The organism is Streptomyces aurantiogriseus (assembly GCF_014649375.1).
Lineage (GTDB): Bacteria > Actinomycetota > Actinomycetes > Streptomycetales > Streptomycetaceae > Streptomyces > Streptomyces aurantiogriseus.
The window spans coordinates 103520-120535 of sequence record NZ_BMSX01000026.1 but is presented as its reverse complement, the minus strand read 5'-3'; the positions used below and the strand labels follow the sequence as shown (position 1 = coordinate 120535).

Sequence of the window (17016 nt, the reverse complement as noted above, 5' to 3'; positions counted from 1 at the left end):
ACCACAGCACACACTCCACAGCCCCGGCCGCCGTCGCCCGAAGGCACACCCCGCCCTCGTCCCGACAGGAGCTTCGTGTTCCCGCGTTCCGCCATTGCCGTTCGCACACTCGGCGCTCTGCCGCCCTGGCTCGCCCACGCCCTGCGCGCTCAGCGCGGGCCGGTGCCCTGGAGCGCGGTCGTGCGGGGTGCGCTGGCCGCCGGGCCGCTGCTCCTCGGCGCTGTGCTCGTCGGCCGCACCTCCCTCGGGGTCGTCGCCGCGATCGCCGCCATGCTCGCCGGGATCAACGACCGGCCCGGCAGCCGGCGGGTCTCGGTGCAGCGGCTCGGGGTGCCCGCGCTGGCGGGGGCCGCCGGGCTGCTCGTGGGGACGTATGCCGGGGAGCATGTCGGGGCCGTGGTGCTGACCGTGCTGCTCACCCTTGTCGGGCTGGTCGCCGGGAGTGTCAGTGCCGTGGGGCCCGTCGCCTCCGGTGTCGGTACGCAGTTGCTCGTTGCCTCCGCCATCGGGGCGGGGATGCCGTTGCCCGAGCCCGGGTGGCAGCGGGCGCTCGCCTTTCTCGTGGGGGCCGGGTGGCTCATCGCCCTGCGGCTGGTCCTCCCGACCCCCGGCGCCCTCGCCGGAGACTTCCGGTTCGACGGGGAGCGGGAGGCCGTCGCGGCCGTCTACGACGCCGTGGCGGAGCTTCTCGACGCCGCGGGCTCGCCGGAGGCGACCGCCCGGCGCGCCGCTCTCACCGCCGCCCTCGATCACGCGCAGGACGCTCTCGCCGGGCCCCGCCTGCGGCGCTACGCCAGTTCCGCGGCCGAGCGGCGGCTGCACGCGCAGTACGCCGCCGCGTTGCCGCTCGCCGAGGCCGCGACCGCGCTGGCCTGGGCCGGGGAGCCCGTGGCCGCGCGGACGTCCGACGGACCCCGGCGACTGGCCGCCGCCGTGCGCGGGAACACGCACACCGGGCCGTTGCCCGCCCCCAGCCGCTCGGCGCCCGGGCTGCGGGCCCTCGACGACGCCCTGCTGCGAGCCGCGGAAGCCTTCGACCGGGGCAAGGGGACGGATCTGCACACCCGTCAGCGTGGTGTGGGGGAGCTGATCCGGGCCGCTTTCGGGGCCGGCGGGCGGGAGTACGGGCTGCGTGTCGCCCTCTGCTTCGGGGCGAGCGTGGCCGTCGCCCAGGCCCTGCACCACTCCCGCTGGTACGGGCAGCACGAGCACTGGTACTGGCTGCCCGCCACCACTGTCTTCCTCGTCAAGCCCGACCTCGGACCGCTCGTCTCACGTGTCCTGTGCCGTGCGGCCGGGACCGTCCTCGGGGCCCTCGTCTTCGCCGGGTTCGCCGCCGTGCTGCCCCGGCCGGAGGGGCTGATCGCGCTCGTGGCCGTCAGCGGAGCGCTCATACCCGTCGCCACACGGCACTTCGCCGCGCAGACCGCCGTCGTCACCGTCCTCGTCCTCGCCCTGGTGATGGTCGGTGGCGAGCCGCAGGCCTCCGCCAGCCGGATCGGCGAAACGCTGCTGGCCTGCGCGATCGTACTGATCGTGGGACATCTGCCGATGCCGGGACAGCGGGCCGGCGGGGTGCGTGCGCGGCTCGCCGCGGCCGTGAGCGCCGCGCATGCCTACCTCGCCCACGTGCTGCGCGAGTCCGATGCCCCCGCACTGCGCGCGGACACCGGCTCCGACCGCCGCGCCGTCCGCTGGACCCTGCGCCGCGAGGCCTACCGCACCCTCGCCGAGGCCCGCGGCGCCATCTCCCGCGCCGCCGCCGAACTCCCCGCGCTCGCCCGGCACTCCGAAGGCGCGGAGGAGATCGCCGACACCCTCGAACGGCTCGTCGACACGACCACCGCCTGCGCCGTGCACCTCGACGACACGGGGCGGCTCATGCCCGAGCACGCCGCACACCTCGCCGAGCTCCTGGACGAACTGGCGGAGGAGCGCGAGCGGGCCGGGCTACGGATACCCGCGCTGCCCGTCGCGGTGTAGCACCGGTGCGGCGGCTCGCCACCGCTGTGGGGCTGGTGCGGTCGGCCACCCCATACCGCTGTAGGGCTTGCGCGGCTGACCGCCCTCACACCGCCGTGGGGCTGGCGCGGTCGGCCACCCCACACCGCCGTCGGGCCTGCGCGGCCGACCGCCCCCACACCGCCGTGAAGCAGGCGCGGCCCGACCTCTCCGCACGCCGACCGCCCAAGCCCACGCGGCCGGCCCACTCACCCGCGCCGGCCCAGGGCCCACGCGGACTACGCCACCCGCACCCACACCACCGCATGATCCGACCCCGGCGCTCCCCGCCGCTGCGTCGGTTCCGCGCCCACCGACGGCAGCCGCAGCGCCCCCTCGCCCGGCACCCCCGTCCCTGCCTCCGTCACCCGGTGGACCAGGTGGTGGCTGGTCAGGATGTGGTCGATCAGTTCGCGGCGGCCGGAGTTGACGCGGGAGAAACGGCGGTCGGCGGGTATCAGGGGCGCCACGTTCCACAGGCGGGCCGGGTCGCCGCGGTCGGGTGCCTCGAAGCCGGCGGTGCCGAGTTCGGAGCCGGGCGGGCCGAGGAGGATCTGTGTGGTCGCCGCCTGGACCTCGTCGTTCAGGTCGCCCAGGACGGCCACGTCCCGGCCGCGGCCGTCGTCGGCCAGGAGGTCGTCCGCGAGAGCGCGCAGCGTCGTCGCCTCGGCGGCGCGCCGGTACAGGGCGTAGGCGCCGTAGCGGGCCCGTTCACCCTCGTCGTGCGGGAAGAAACGATCATTCGGATACGACAGCAGCTTCGACTTCAGATGAGCCACCGCCACCCGCAGCGGCCCCGAGGCCGTGACCGTCTCCACCGCCAGCAGGCCGCGGCCCGTCTCCGCCGTGGTGGCGCCGGAGTCGTCCACCTGGACAGGGCGCAGCCCCGCCGCGAACTCGCTCCTGTCGGCCAGCACCTTCAGCGGCGTCCGGCTCACCACGCCGACCCGGATGCCCCGCCCGTCGGGATGCTGTGACAGCGCCACATGCCAGTCGCCGCCCACCATCCCCAGCAGGTCCCGCAGCGCTTCGGGCTCCCCGATCTCCTGCACGCCGAGCAGGGCCGGGTCGAGCCGCGTGATCATGGCGGCCAGTGCCGCCAGCTTCGTCTCGTACGCGGCCTTGTCCTGCGGGCCGAAGGGGCCGCCGGGCCGGTACAGGTTTTCGAGGTTCCAGGTGCCGAGGAGCATGCGGGCCCCTTCCGGAGGGTGTCGTGGGGCCAGCGTGCCCGCGCGCGGGGCCCGGCGACAGGTTCGGGACACAATGCGCGCCACGGCTCACGCGACCCGACGACGGCGTCGTACGTTTGCGCAATGACGTCACCTCGCGCCGCCGACCTCGTCATCGCCCACTGCACCGTCCTCGTGCACGAAGGGCACGGAGGGCACGAAAGGCATGAGGGGCATGAGGGGCATGAGGGGCAGGAAGGGCCTGGCGTGACCCGTGGACACGTAGCTCACGGCGAGGAGGAGCGCATCACGTTCCTCGAGGACGCCGCCGTCGTCGTACGGGACGGCCTCGTCGACGCCGTCGTCCCCGCCGCCGAAGCCGCCGGAGTCCCCGCGGTGGAGCGGCTCGACGCCCGCGGCCAGGTCGCGATGCCCGGGCTGGTCAACTGCCATACACACGCGCCGATGGTCGCCCTGCGCGGTCTCGCCGAGGACCTGCCCACCGAGGAGTGGTTCAACGACGTCGTCTGGCCGGTCGAGTCCAACCTCACCGAGAAGGACGTCGAGCTGGGCGCGCGGCTCGCCTGCGCCGAGATGATCCGCGGCGGTGTCACCTGCTTCGCCGACCACTACTTCGCCATGGACGCGGTCGCCGCCGTCGTGGCGGAGTGCGGGATCCGGGCCCACCTGGGCCAGGCGTACTTCTCCTCGCAGGGCGAGCAGGGCCGGCAGCAGTCCCTGGAGTTCGCGCTCCATCACCGCGGCGGCGCCCATGGCCGGATCACCACCGCCCTCGCCCCGCACGCCCCCTACACCGTGACCGACGCCGACCTCGCCGCCACCGCCGACCTCGCCCGCGCCCACGGCCTCCCCGTCCACCTGCACGCCTCCGAGAACCGCGACCAGGCCGACACCAGCCTCGCCCGGCACGGCGTCACTCCCATCGAGGTCCTGGAACGCACCGGCGTCCTCGACGCCGACGTCCTCATCGCCCACGGCACCGGCATCCTGGAACGCGACCTGTCCGTCCTCGCACGCGCGCGGGGCCGTACGGCCGTGGCGAGCGCGCCCCGCGGCTACCTCAAGTTCGCCTGGCCCACGACCACCCCGATCCGGGCCCTGCGCGAGATCGGCGTCCCCGTCGGACTCGCCACGGACGGCGCCGCCTCCAACAACTCCCTGGACGTCTGGGAGTCGATGGCGCTCACCTCCCTGATCCAGAAGTCCACCGAGGGCGACCCACGCTGGCTGACCTCCCGTCAGGCCCTGCACCACGCCACCCTGCAGAGCGCGCGAGCCGTCGGACTGGGGGACCGGATCGGCAGCATCGCCCCCGGCCGGCGCGCCGACATCGTCCTCGTCGACCTCACCGGCCCGCACACCCAGCCCGTGCACGACCTCGCCGCGACCCTCGTCCACAGCGCCCGCTCCTCCGACGTGCGCACCACGATCGTCGACGGCCGGATCCTCATGCGCGACCGCGAGCTGCTCACCCTCGACGTCCCGGCGGTCGTACGCGAGCTGGGGGAGCGCATGCCCGCGCTCCTGGACCGCAGCCACGGCCGACGCATCCAGGAGTACGACACCTGAGAGAGCCGCTGTCGCCACGAGTGCTGCTTCTGACGCGCAGAGTGAGGGTTGTGTTCGGTAGGTGATCGGATTTTCACACTCCGCGCTGAACTCGTGTCAACTACGTCTCAGTACCGTCACCGGGCGAGGCGTTCCGTGCCCCGAGAGCGTTAACTCCTACAAGTACAACGCTTGTCTGGAGGTGCGAGATGGTGAACGGGCGAACGGTGCTCGAACGCTTTCCCGCAGGCGGGCCGCGCGGGTCGTGGCCTGCGGAGGAGTTCGCGCACGCGCGACGTATGGAGGGACTGGCCGCCGAGGTGGTCATGGACCTCGCGACGGACACGTTCCTGGTGATCGTCCGGGGCGACGCCGCAGACTGACGGTTCAGCCCGCCTTCGAGGAGGCGGGCACCTGCGGGGCTGCCTCCGCGGACATCTGCCGGGCCACCTGGGTGGTGAACTGCTCCGCCTGGAGCGCGTACAGCTCCGCGTAGACGCCGCCTCCCGCCAGCAGTTCCTCCGGGGTACCGGACTCCACGAGCCGGCCCTGGTCCAGGACGTGCACCAGGTCGGCATGGCGGACCGACGCCAGCCGGTGCGTGATCAGGACGACCGTCTGGCCGCCGTCGGCCAGCGCGCGGATCTTCTCGAAGACCTCCAGCTCGGCCCGGGCGTCCAGGGCCGCCGTCGGCTCGTCCACGATCAGGATGCGGCCGCGCCGGTACGCCGCTCGCGCGATGCCCAGCCGCTGCCACTGTCCGCCGGACAGCTCGTGCCCGCCGCTGAAGTGACGGGCCAGCAGGGTGTCCAGTCCCCGCGGCAGGTCCGTGACCACCTCCTCGGCGCCCGCCTCGCCGATCGCGGCGGCCAGCCGGTCCTCGGTGAGGGGCGCGGAGGAACGGCCGACGGCGACGTTGACCCGGGCCGTGAACGGCCACCGCTTGAAGTCCTGTGCCACCATCGCGATGCGCTCGGCCAGTTGGTGCCGGTCCGCCTCCGCCGCGTCCACGTCGTCCCACAGGATCCGCCCCCGGTCCGGCCTGTACAGCCCCGCCAGCAGCTTCACCAGGGTTGTCTTGCCCGAGCCGTTCTCGCCGACGAGCGCGATGATCCGGCCGAGGGGGAGGGTGAGCGTGACATCGTCGAGGGCGGGGCGGGCCGACTCGCCCGGATAGCCGAAGGTGACGTTCTCGAAGCGGATCTCCCGCGGATCCTCCGGCAGGGCCGTGCCGCCCTCCGGGATCGCCCGCTCGGCCGCCTCCACGTACAGGCGTTGCAGGTCGCCCACGAACAGCGCTTCCTCGTGGAGCTGGTTGATCTCCAGGACCAGGGTGTTCAGGCTCGCGGAGCCGCTGCGGATCGCGATCACGGCCGTGCCCGCCACCGCCAGCGCCATGGTCCCGGTGATCAGCAGCCCGCCGAGCGTGGCGTATGTCGCCGCCGTCGCGAGGCCCGTCCAGGCCGCCGCGAACAGGCCGGTGCGGGCGGCGAGCCGGGCCAGCCGGGCCTGCTCCGCCTCCGCCGTCTCCGACATGGAACGGAAGTGGCGCAGCAGGAAGGGGCCGACGCCGTGGACGCGGATCTCGGGCGCGGCCGCCGGCTCGGTGAGCAGGCTCGCGAGGAGGTGGCCCGCGCGCGCGTGCTGCACCCAGGTGTGGAAGGACTCGTACCGGCGCCGGGCGTTCGTCAGGGCGCTCCACGCGCTGGGCAGCGTCATCGTCACCAGCAGCGGCAGCAGAAGCGGATGCAGGACGGTCAGGACGCCGGCCGCGGCGGCCAGCGAGATGATCGCGTTGATCACCCGCGTGCCGTACATGATCATCCGGCCGGCCGACCGGGCGCCGTACTGGGCGGTGTCCAGCAGCTTGTGAAAGGCGTGGTCCTCGATCGCGGCCAGCTCCACGGCGGCCGCCCGCTCCAGGTACAGCTCGGTCGCCACCCGCTCCACCTTGGGCTCCAGCCGCCCGGTGGCGTACGTCGACGCGGCCCGCAGCACCGCCCCGACGAGGAGGGCGACGGCCATGGCGGCCAGCGCGGGGGCGGCGCCGCGCAGCCGGTCCTCGATCGAGCCGTCGCCGACCAGCCGGCCCAGGATGGTGTTCATGGCGAGGAGACTCACTGCCTGTACCACGCCCCGGCCCACCTCCGCGGCCAGCACGACCCGTGCGGCCCGCGGGTCGGCCTGCCGGGCCAGACGGAGGCTGGCGGCGAGCAGGGAGGGCAACCGGGCCAGCATGGCGCGGAAGTTCAGCTCCAGGAAGGCGTCCCGGTGCTGGTTCCAGCCCATGTCGTAGCGGAGCGGGCCCCCGAAGAGCAGCCGCTCCGACTCGGACACCTCGCGTTCGTCGGGACGCTGCCGTTTCCGACTCCCCGGACGCTGCAGTTTCGGCACCTTCCGCACCGTTCGCCTCCCCCGATCGTGGACAAGTGGCCACTATCGCGGGCGCGACCGAGGGAGGGCAGGGCGCAGGACGGGGGCAGGGGATGCGCGCGGGCGTGCGCCGGGGCCCCTCGTGCGAGGCGGGGGCGTCCCATGGTGGGATCGGCGGGAAGGCGTGCCGGGATGCGCCTGTGGGGCGCTGTGCGCTTCGAGCGGACCTTCACGGACCTTGTACGGCATACCCGCGCTGCCCGGCTGGAGGGCTCACGCGGAGTAAGGCACCGCTCACCCGGATCGGGTCGGCGGCCGGCTTCCCGCGGAGGCGGCCTACGCGCTGATCGGCCGCGACCAGGTGGGTGGTGTGTCCGTGAGGCGGCACAGGGTCAGGTAGAGGGGGATCGGCGGGGTGTACGGAACCGTGCCGTCCGGCCGGTGGATGAGGGCGGGGTCCTGCGGGGTGTCCGGGATGATCGCGCCCGTGGCGTAGTGCGCGGGGGCGGGCCACTCCAGGGCGTGGTCGGAGTCGGAGGGGACGAGCCACCACCAGTGCGCCTCGTCGGCGTACACGCAGCCCACGCGTGGCAGGCGGGTCATGACCAGGTACCCGAGGCGGGCCGGGACGGCGACGGCGTCGCAGCCCAGCGGGGCCGTCATGCCGTCGGGCACGGTGAGGCGGCGGGGGGCCGCCGGAGCGCCCAGGCCGCGCCGGAGCCGTACGAGGGTGTCGAGGCTGAGCACCGGCGCCCGGCCGGGCACGGCACTCACGCCGGGTCCCGGTCGCGGTCCCGCTCGGTCCCGGGGTGGGGGCGCCAGGAGGGCGCCTCGCCGTCGGTGTCGAGGGCGTGGTCGGCCGACCGTACGGGGCCGGCCGTGAGGCCGCCGGTCGCCGGGCTGTGGCGCCGCTGCGCGGCCACGCGCGCGAGGGGGCCGTCGGTCACGAAGGCGCGCTGCGCCCGCCGTACCGGGCCGGATGTCCGGCCCTCCGCCTCGGGGCTGCGGTGCTCCTGCTCGCCGTGGCCGGCGCTGTCGCCCTCGTCGCCGGAACCGCCGGCCGGCCCCGGCTTCGGGCGGGCACCCCAGCCGAGGTCGTCGCGCGGGGCCACGAGGTCGTCGTAGGACGCCGGCTCGGTGACGTCGTCGTGCGGCTCGGCGCGACCGTGGGAGCCCTCGCCACCGCGGGGCAGGTCGGCCCAGACCAGCAGGCCCGGTCCGTGCTCCTGGGCGCCCCACGCGTGACAGAGGGCGTCGACGAGGAACAGTCCCCTCCCGTGTTCCTCCTCGGGGCGCTGCGGGGACGGGTGCGGCTCACCCGGTGCGCAGCCCTCGTCGCGCACGGCTATGCGCACGAGGTCGTCGCCGTCGTGCAGCTCGCAGACGACGGTGCCGCTCGCGGTGTGCACGATGGCGTTGGTGACCAGCTCGGATATGACCAGAGCAGCCGTGTCGCAGGTGTCCTCGCACACCGACCAGCCGGTCAGCCGGGCCCGGGTCAGGCGTCTTGCCTGCGCGGGTGAGCCCGGATGGGCGGCCAGTTCGAATCGGAACCGGCGCTCGGCAGCGGCCTCGTCGAGGCCTGCTCCCGCGGCGGCACCGAGACCCTGGGGGCGGCCTGCGGCAGCGTCTGTTCCTAAGGGCGCGGACGGAATCACGCTTGCCACTATCGCCCCGCCGTGAACACTTGGCAAGTGTCACTCTGAAAAATGCAGAGTGCTGTGTGACGCGATGGAACGCCGTGGCACACTGCTCGCAACAGCACGTCGAGCGGCGCCAGTTGGGATCACCGGAGATCCGTACTCACTCGTACAGATCTTCGAATCGGTCTTCGAATGGCGCCGCAGGGCTGTCGGGATTCTTTTTCGTGACCGGCCGGTCGGGGCCCAGCGTGGCTCAACTGAACCGTCCGGGCGGGCTCTTCGTGGAGGTGGAGCGTGAGCGAACCGCGGTCCGCGCCGACGGTGGGACAGGTCGTCCTCGGCCGGCGCCTGCTGGATCTGCGGGAGCGCGCCGGGCTCAAGCGCGAGGAAGCCGCCCGCATCCTGCGCGTCGCGCCCGCCACGGTCCGCCGCATGGAGATGGCCGAGGTCGCCCTCAAGATTCCGTACCTCCAGCTGCTGCTGAAGGCGTACGGGGTGTGCGACGAGGAGGCCGAGGGCTTCGTCCAGCTGGCCGAGGAGGCCAACAAGCCCGGCTGGTGGCAGCGTTTCCACGACGTCCTGCCCGGCTGGTTCTCGATGCACGTCAGCCTGGAGGGCGCGGCCGCCCTGATCCGCCAGTACGAGCCGCACTTCGTGCCCGGGCTGCTCCAGACCGAGGACTACGCCCGCGGCGTCCTGAGGTCCGGCGCCATCGGCCAGACTCGGCCGGAGGACATCGAGCGCCTCGTCGACCTGCGCATGCAGCGCCAGGAACTGCTCACCCGTCAGGACGCGCCCCGCTTGTGGGTGGTGATGGACGAGACGGTGCTGCGCCGCCCGGTCGGCGGCCCGGAGGTGATGCGCGCGCAGATCGACAAACTGCTCGAGGCCACGAAGCTGCCCAACGTGACACTGCAGGTCGCCCCGTTCTCCTCGGGGCCGCACCCCGGCACGTACGGGCCCTTCGTGCTGTTCCGATTCGCCATGCCGGAGCTTCCGGACATGGTCTACAGCGAGTACCTGACCGGCGCCGTCTACCTCGACGCGCGCACCGAGGTGGCCACCCATCTCGAGGTCATGGACCGCATGGCGGCGCAGGCCGCTACGGCACATCGCACGAAGGAGATCCTCCGGGATCTCCGCAAGGAGCTGTGAATGGATCGCATCAAGCCGCGCAAACGGGTCTACAACGGCATGCCCGCGCGGGACTTGGGCAGCGAAGGCTGGCACAAGCCGTGGAGCGGCGGCAACGGCGGGAACTGCCTGGAGGCGATGAAGCTTGCCGACGGCCGGATCGCCGTCCGTCAGTCCACCGACCCGGACGGTCCGGCGCTGATCTACACCACCGACGAGATGACGGCCTTCATCGAGGGCGCGAAGGCGGGGGAGGCGGACTTCCTGCTGTCATGACGTGATTGTCTTTTCTGAGCTCAACTTCCTTCTCAATGGTACTGACTTGATTACTCATTGCGTCTTACGGAGTGCCTCATGACCGGGCAGGACCCCACCACTCCCCTCGACATCGACACCAGCAGGCCGCATCCGGCACGGATGTACGACTGGTACCTCGGCGGCAAGGACAACTACCCCGTCGACGAGGAGATGGGCCGGCAGATGCTGGCCCTCGACCCGCGCGTCCCGGTCATGGCGAGGGTCAACCGCGCCTTCATGCACCGGGCCACCCGCTGGCTCGCGAAGAACGGCGTCCGGCAGTTCCTCGACATCGGCACCGGAATCCCGACCGAGCCGAACCTCCACCAGGTCGCCCAGCAGATCGCGCCCGACGCGCGCGTGGTCTACTGCGACAACGACCCGATCGTGCTGGCCCACGCGGCCGCCCTGCTGCGCAGCACGCCCGAGGGCGTCACGGAGTACCTGCAGGCAGACGTCCGCGACCCGGCCACCATCGTCGAAGGAGCCAGGAAGATCCTGGACTTCGACCGGCCCGTGGCCCTGTCGCTGATCGCGCTGCTGCACTTCATCTCCGACGAGGACGGCGCGCACGAACTCGTCGACCGGCTGCTCGCCGAACTCCCCTCCGGCAGCTACCTGATGATGACCCACGCCACCGCCGACTTCACCCCGGAGGAGTCCGCGGTGGCCACGGAGAAGCTGAAGGCGGCCGGCGTCACCCTGGCCCTGCGCTCCCGCGAGGAGTTCACCCGCTTCTTCGACGCCCTCGATCTCGTCGAACCCGGCGTCGCGGTCGTACCCGAGTGGCACCCGGAACTCGGCGACCCCGTGCCGGGCCAGGACGACGGCGTGATTCCGGGGTACGGGGCGGTCGCACGGAAGCGCTGACTCACGGGGCTGCGGGCGTCGGCGGCCACAACCTCCTGACACCTGGGGCTGCGGGCGTCGGCGGCCACAACCCCCTGACACTTGGGCCTGCGGGCGTCGGCGGCCACAACCCCCTGACACCTGGGGCTGCGGGCGTCGGCGGCCACAACCCCCTGACACTCGGGCCTGCGGGCGTCGGCGGCCACAAATCCCCGACGCCCGGGCCGCGGGTGTTTGCTGGGCGGCAAGCTCTGACACGTCGATGCGGGCGCCGGTGACCGGAAGCCCTGCCGGCCGGGCTGCGGGCGCCGGTGGCTCCGAGTCGGAGGTCCGGGCTGCCGGCGTCACCGCGCGGCAGTCCCGAGGCCCGCGCCGCGGACCTCGGTGGGCTGAACGCCTTGATGCCCGCGGCTTCGCCGAGATCGGCCACCGACTGTCGCCTGCGGGCGTACCCGTCGCCCCGCGGACCTGGTGCGAGGTGAATTACGGAGGCGGCCGTAGGGCGGGCCGGGCGGTTCGTCCCGGGGGTGCCGCTCCGCCGCTCGTCCTCGGCAGGAGCACGGCGCTCAGCGCCTCATCCGGAAGCAGGACCGCGCTGCTCGCCCGGCGGCAGCACCCCGCACAGCGCGTCCAGCGCCGCTCCGTACGCGTGCTCCGAAGGCGTCGCATATCCGACCACGAGCCCGTCCCCCGCCGGCATGTCCGTCTCCGGGTGCCGGAAGGTGCCCAGGCCGTCCAGGGCGATGCCCTGCCAGGCGGCCGCCTTGACCGTGGAGCGCTCGGTGCCCGGCGGCAGCCGCAGCACCGCGTGCAGCCCGGCCGCGACACCGGTGACCTCGACGCGCGGCGCGTGCTCGGCGAGCGCCTCGACCAGCCGGTCCCGGCGTCGGCGGTACCGCTGCCGCATGCGCCGCACATGACGGTCGTACGCGCCGGAGACGATGAAGTCGGCCAGGCTCAGCTGGTCCAGGACGCTCGCCCAGGCCTCCCGTTCGCCCTTGGCCGCGAGGACACCGTCGACGTACCGCTCCGGCAGCACCATCCAGCCCAGCCGCAGCGCCGGTGACAGGCTCTTGCTGACCGAGCCGATGTGGATCACCCGCTCGGGGTCGAGACCCTGGACGGCGCCGACAGGTCTGCGGTCGTAGCGGAACTCGCCGTCGTAGTCGTCCTCCAGCACGACCGCGCCACGCGCGCGTGCCCAGTCGATGACGGCGGCCCGGCGGCTCGCGTGCAGGGGGCCTCCGGTCGGGAACTGGTGCGCGGGCGTGAGCAGCACGCCCCGCTCGCGATCCAGCAGGTCGACGCGCGCCCCGGCCTCGTCGAGGGGCAGGGGAGCCGTCCGTACGCCCGCCGCCGTGAGCAGCTCCCGGTGGAAGCCCAGCCCGTACGCCTCCACAGCCAGCGGGCCGCGCAGCACGCCGCCCCCGCCCTGGCCGAACAGCAGGCGCAGCGCGTGCGCGAAACCGGAGCAGATCACGATGCACCCGGGCTCGGTGCGCACGCCACGCGCGCGTGCCAGGTACTCGGTGAGGGCCTCACGCAGTTCACGGCGCCCGGCCGGGTCACCCGGCCCGAACACCTCGTTGGGTGCCTGCTGCAGAGCCCGCCGGTAGGACGCCAGCCAGGCCGCGCGCGGGAACGCCGACGCGTCCGGAGTGCCCTGCCGGAGGTCGTGCCGCGGGCCACGCGCGCGTGGAGGTACCTTTACGGGCACACGCGCGGCGGGTCGCAGGGGTTCGGCGCGCTCGGCGACCCGTGTACCGGATCCCTGACGGGCCGTCAGCCAGCCCTCCGCCACCAGCTCCGCGTACGCGTCGGCCACCGTGTTGCGCGCGACCCCGAGATCGGCGGCGAGCGACCGGTACGGCGGCAGCCGAGTACCCGGAGCCAGCCGCCCGCTGCGCACGGCCTCCCGCAGCGCGCGGATCAGCGCGGCCCGCCGCCCGCCCGGCCCGGACAGCTCAAGATGCAGGTCGGCGCCGATCTGCTCCGCGGAATTGACCCACGATTCCTCCATGGAAATGCACCCTACAAGCGGTCTTTCCGGCTCATACGTTGAGGGGCATGACGACGCACACGATCGACACGACGACGACCACCGACACCCCGGCGACCGCCCCGGACCCCTCCGCGACCGCTGTGGATGCCTCCGCCGCGATCGCCGCCGCGGAAGCCGCCCGGACCCGCCTCGACTTCGCCAGGTCCGCCCGCACGGCCTTCCGTGCCCTCGTCGGCTTCGACGCCGCCGCCCGCCAGGGCCTCGACCCGGCCCTCGTCGAACTGATCCAGATCCGGGCCTCCCATCTCAACCACTGCGCGTACTGCCTCCACATGCACACCAACGACGCGCGCAAGGCCGGTGAGAGCGAGGACCGCCTGCACATGGTGGCCGTCTGGCGCGAGGCCCGTCACTTCTTCACCGAGAAGGAACAGGCCGCCCTGGCCCTGACGGAGGCGGTCACGCTGGTGGCCGACGGAGGCGTCCCCGACGACGTCTACGCCGAGGCCGCGGCCCACTTCGACGACGAGGAACTCGCCCGGGTGCTGGCCCTGATCTGCACGATCAACACCTGGAACCGGGTGGCCCTGGCGACGGGCAAGGTGGCCGGGACGGACGAGCGCCGCTGACCCGACGGGCGGGCGCGGTCACCCCGTCGGCTCAGACGTGCATGGGCCGGTCGTACGGCCCGATCGGCGCCGGCAGCCGCGAACTCCCCGTCAGATGGCGGTCGACGGCCGCCGCCACCGCCCGCCCCTCCGCGATCGCCCACACGATCAGCGACTGTCCGCGTGCCGCGTCCCCGGCGGCGAACACGCCGGGGACGTTCGTCGCGAAGTCCGCGTCCCGGGCGATCGTGCCGCGCGGCTCCAGCGCCAGCTCCAGCTGCTCGACGAGCCCGTCCTCCCGGTCGGGTCCCGAGAATCCCAGCGCGAGCAGCACGAGGTCGGCCGGAAGTGCCCGCCCGGTGCCCTCCACCGGCCGCCGTTTCGCGTCGACCTCGACGAGGTGCAGCGAGCGGACGTGCCCGTTCTCGTCGCCGGTGAAGCGGAGCGTGGACGCCGCGAACAGCCGCGCGTCCGCGTCCGCCGCCGGCGCCGACTCCAGATCGCGCGCCTCCTCGTGCGCCGCCGACAGCCGGTAGATCTTCGGGTACGTCGGCCAGGGGTCGGTGTCCTCGTCGCGCTCCGCCCCCGGCTGGGCGTAGATGTCCAGCTGGGTCACGGACGCGGCACCCTCCCGCACCGCCGTCCCCAGACAGTCCGCGCCGGTGTCGCCGCCGCCCACGATCACGACGTGCTTGCCGGCGGCGGACATCGGCGAGGTTTCCAGATCCCCCTCGCACACCCGGTTGGCCAGCGGGAGGTACTCCATCGCCTGATGGATGCCGGTCAACTCGCGGCCCGGAACGTGCAGTTCCCGCCACGCGGTCGCCCCGGTGGCGATCACCACGGCGTCGTAGCGCGCCCGCAGATCGGCGGCCATGACGTCCCGCCCGACCTGCGTCGACGTACGGAACTTGGTCCCCTCCGCCCGCATCTGCTCGATGCGCCGGTCCAGATGGTGCTTCTCCATCTTGAACTCGGGGATGCCGTACCGCATCAGACCGCCGATCCGGTCGTCCTTCTCGTACACGGCGACCGTGTGCCCGGCCCGGGTCAGCTGCTGCGCCGCGGCCAGACCGGTGGGTCCGGAGCCGATCACCGCGACCGTCCGCCCGGACAGCCGGTCCGGCGGCCGGGGCGGCGTGAAACCCTCCTCCCAGGCCCGGTCGGCGATGGCGACCTCGACGTTCTTGATGGTGACGGCCGGCTGGTTGATGGCGAGCACACACCCGGCCTCACAGGGCGCCGGACACAACCGCCCCGTGAACTCGGGGAAGTTGTTGGTGGCGTGCAGCCGGTCGCTCGCCGTCCGCCAGTCCTCCCGCGACACCAGGTCGTTCCACTCGGGTATCAGGTTGCCGAGCGGGCAGGCGTCGTGACAGAAGGGGATACCGCAGTCCATGCAGCGGTCGGCCTGCTTGCTGATGATGGGGAGCAGGGCCCCGGGGACGTACACCTCGTCCCAGTCCCGGACCCGCTCCTCGACCGGCCGGCGCGGCCAGTCCTGGCGGGGCGTGGTCATGAATCCCTTGGGGTCGGCCATGGCCGTGTTCCTTGCGTACGCGTGCGGCGGGCCGTGCGTCATCGGGCGGCACTCTTCCGGCCACGATACGTCCCCTCGGTCCCGTGCGCAGAGTGTCGGACAGCGCTTTCTCGCGGGCTGGGACCGAGCCTGCCGTCAAGTGAGAGCGAGGACGTACGCGAGGGCGGCCGCGGCCGAGGCGACCGTGCGGACGTGGTTCCACGCCGTCCACTCGCGCACATACGTCGGCCAGTACGCGGCCGCCTCCGCGGTGCCCGGGGCCAGCTTGAGCAGCGCGTTGTTGCGAGGCACGTTCGCGATCATGGTCACCCCGAACGAGCCGAACAGATACAGCGCGCTGCCCAGCAGCAACTCCACCCTCCCGTCGCCCGGCCACAGCACGAACGTCACCACCGCGAGCACCGCGCACACCCCCGCCGAGCCGACGAAAACGATCATGAACGCCGGCGTCACCGCGGTCACGTTGATCGCCTTCATCGCGGCGACGCCCTGCGCGGGCGGCAGCGAGGCCAGACCCTTCATCACGAACGTCGAGAACCCGTAGAAGACCCCTGCCACCAGCCCGGTCCCCAGCATCCCGAGCACCGTCAGCACGAAGTACGGTCCATCGATCATGTCAACGTCACCTCCCACGTCGAGCCGGGAACCCGCCCGGTACCGTCCGTCACCTCCCAGTCAATTCCCGCAGGTGAACGGTGACCATCGCCGAGAACCTCGGAAACATACGGGAGCGTCCAGAGGAGGCCGTGCGGGGGCGTCCAGAGGGGGCGGTGTGGGGGCATCCAGAGGAGGCCGTGCGGGGGCGTCCAGAGGAGGCCGTGCGGGAGCGTCCAGAGGGGGCCTCGTGCGGGGGCGTTCAGACGGGGCCGTGCGGGAGCGTTCAGACGGGGCCGTGCGGGAGCGTTCAGACGGGGCCGTGCGGGAACTTTGAGAGGGTCCCCCGGGAGGCCCGGCGCCTCACGGCCCGGCGGAGCCGAGCCCCGCCCTCCACCCCCACTCCCGCAGCAACCTCTCCACCCCCGCCGCGATCCGCAGCCGTGCCTCGTGCCGGGGCACCCCGCTCATCAGCAACCGGTCGTACGGCGTGTCCAGATGCCGTACGGACGCCACGACCGCGGAGACGACCGCCACCTCGGACAACGCCCGTCCGGCGGCGCTGCGCCCCACCCGCCCGCTGCCCCGCACCGACGCGTGCGCGGCGATCGCACGGGCCCGGTCCGGCGGGCAGCAGGGAAGCAGGCGCAGGATCTCCGCCGCGAAGGCCTCCGTGAACCGCGTGTCCTGCGCCGCCCGGCGCCGCGCGTCCCGAGCCCGGCGCCGCCGCCTCGCCTCGGCGTCCGCCAGGCACCGCGCCTCGGCCCGGGCCAGCCCGGCCTCCTCGACGAGGACTCCCTGCCGCTCGTAGCGCCCCTTGCGCCGGTTGAACCGGAGGACCACCGCCGACAGCGTGCTCTCCTCCCGTGACCTGCGCGTCAGCGCTGTGTCGCCGCGTGGCAGGAACACCAGATGGCCCAGGTCGGCACAGTCGAGGCAGCGTGGCGCGCCGTCCTCCAGGACCACCATCGGCTGCGGTCCACGCCGGCACTCGGCGCAGTGGCGCCGCCGCAGCGGCTGGACGACGACAAGCCCGGTAGGGGACGGGGGAGTTGCGAGGGCCGGCATACGGGCGTCATTCCCGCTGATGAGCCCGGCACCACCTGATCGTCCTCCCGTCCGAGTGTCCTTCTGTCTCTCCGGCGTGGCCCTCACCCCTCTCGGCCGCACTCTGATCCCCTTTCTCGATGCGCCCGTGCCTGGAGCGAGACCCACCTCCCGCAGTTGCTCGCCGCCC

Annotated in this window: 14 protein-coding genes and 1 pseudogene; 7 read left to right on the top strand and 8 right to left on the bottom strand. The window is 73.2% G+C overall.

Translation table 11 applies throughout. The features are described 5' to 3' along the window. The first annotated feature begins 75 nt into the window (after nt 1-75). Nucleotides 76-1983, top strand: coding sequence for an FUSC family protein (locus tag IE263_RS39675; RefSeq protein WP_229911408.1), 1908 nt, complete (start codon nt 76-78; stop codon nt 1981-1983). A gap of 257 nt (nt 1984-2240) precedes the next feature. Here the strand turns inward: IE263_RS39675 and IE263_RS39670 are convergent, their stop codons facing one another. Further along, nucleotides 2241-3191 carry an endonuclease/exonuclease/phosphatase family protein gene (locus IE263_RS39670; protein WP_189942957.1) on the bottom strand — a complete coding sequence of 317 codons (951 nt, stop codon included), beginning with the start codon at nt 3189-3191 and terminating at the stop codon, nt 2241-2243. A gap of 246 nt (nt 3192-3437) precedes the next feature. Here IE263_RS39670 and IE263_RS39665 point away from each other — a divergent pair, with 246 nt between their 5' ends. Together IE263_RS39665 and IE263_RS39660 are read left to right on the top strand one after the other, a co-directional pair. Continuing rightward, the gene (locus tag IE263_RS39665; protein ID WP_229911407.1) at nt 3438-4760 is read left to right on the top strand and encodes an amidohydrolase; all 1323 of its coding nucleotides are present in this window, start codon (nt 3438-3440) and stop codon (nt 4758-4760) included. A 188-nt stretch (nt 4761-4948) separates the two neighbouring features. Further along, a complete protein-coding gene (locus IE263_RS39660; RefSeq protein ID WP_189942955.1) occupies nt 4949-5122 on the top strand; it encodes a DUF8839 family protein in 174 nt (57 codons plus the stop codon). Between the two features lie 4 nt (nt 5123-5126). Here IE263_RS39660 and IE263_RS39655 read toward each other — a convergent pair whose 3' ends face one another. From IE263_RS39655 to IE263_RS49065, 3 genes and pseudogenes are all read right to left on the bottom strand, one after another. Beyond that, on the bottom strand, nt 5127-7028 hold the full coding sequence (locus IE263_RS39655) for an ABC transporter ATP-binding protein (RefSeq protein WP_229911413.1): 1902 nt from the start codon (nt 7026-7028) through the stop codon (nt 5127-5129). Nucleotides 7029-7448: 420 nt separating this feature from the next. Then, on the bottom strand, nt 7449-7886 hold the full coding sequence (locus IE263_RS39650) for a hypothetical protein (RefSeq protein WP_189942953.1): 438 nt from the start codon (nt 7884-7886) through the stop codon (nt 7449-7451). Between the two features lie 206 nt (nt 7887-8092). After that, nucleotides 8093-8779 (bottom strand): annotated as a pseudogene (locus IE263_RS49065) (ATP-binding protein); the annotation flags it as partial. Between the two features lie 270 nt (nt 8780-9049). On the opposite strand from IE263_RS49065, the gene IE263_RS39640 reads away from it, so the two are divergent. From IE263_RS39640 to IE263_RS39630, 3 genes are all read left to right on the top strand, one after another. Next, entirely contained in the window at nt 9050-9910 is an 861-nt protein-coding gene (locus tag IE263_RS39640) for a Sco1979 family transcriptional regulator (protein ID WP_189942952.1), read from the top strand. Beyond that, nucleotides 9911-10165 carry a DUF397 domain-containing protein gene (locus IE263_RS39635; protein WP_057580268.1) on the top strand — a complete coding sequence of 85 codons (255 nt, stop codon included), beginning with the start codon at nt 9911-9913 and terminating at the stop codon, nt 10163-10165. Between the two features lie 78 nt (nt 10166-10243). After that, a complete protein-coding gene (locus IE263_RS39630) occupies nt 10244-11056 on the top strand; it encodes an SAM-dependent methyltransferase (RefSeq protein ID WP_189942951.1) in 813 nt (270 codons plus the stop codon). Between the two features lie 553 nt (nt 11057-11609). Here IE263_RS39630 and pdxR read toward each other — a convergent pair. Continuing rightward, nucleotides 11610-13055, bottom strand: a complete 1446-nt coding sequence (gene pdxR / locus IE263_RS39625) for a MocR-like pyridoxine biosynthesis transcription factor PdxR (protein ID WP_189942950.1) — start codon at nt 13053-13055, stop codon at nt 11610-11612. A gap of 47 nt (nt 13056-13102) precedes the next feature. On the opposite strand from pdxR, the gene IE263_RS39620 reads away from it, so the two are divergent. After that, nucleotides 13103-13666, top strand: a complete 564-nt coding sequence (locus IE263_RS39620) for a carboxymuconolactone decarboxylase family protein (RefSeq protein WP_189942949.1) — start codon at nt 13103-13105, stop codon at nt 13664-13666. Nucleotides 13667-13697: 31 nt separating this feature from the next. Here IE263_RS39620 and IE263_RS39615 read toward each other — a convergent pair whose 3' ends face one another. The 3 genes from IE263_RS39615 to IE263_RS39605 form a co-directional block, all read right to left on the bottom strand. Continuing rightward, entirely contained in the window at nt 13698-15185 is a 1488-nt protein-coding gene (locus IE263_RS39615) for a glutamate synthase subunit beta (protein WP_189942948.1), read from the bottom strand. Between the two features lie 135 nt (nt 15186-15320). Then, nucleotides 15321-15800: an anthrone oxygenase family protein gene (locus IE263_RS39610; protein WP_189942947.1), complete on the bottom strand. Its 480-nt coding sequence runs from the start codon at nt 15798-15800 to the stop codon at nt 15321-15323. A gap of 342 nt (nt 15801-16142) precedes the next feature. Beyond that, nucleotides 16143-16847: a DUF2293 domain-containing protein gene (locus IE263_RS39605; protein ID WP_189942946.1), complete on the bottom strand. Its 705-nt coding sequence runs from the start codon at nt 16845-16847 to the stop codon at nt 16143-16145. Nucleotides 16848-17016: the final 169 nt, after the last annotated feature.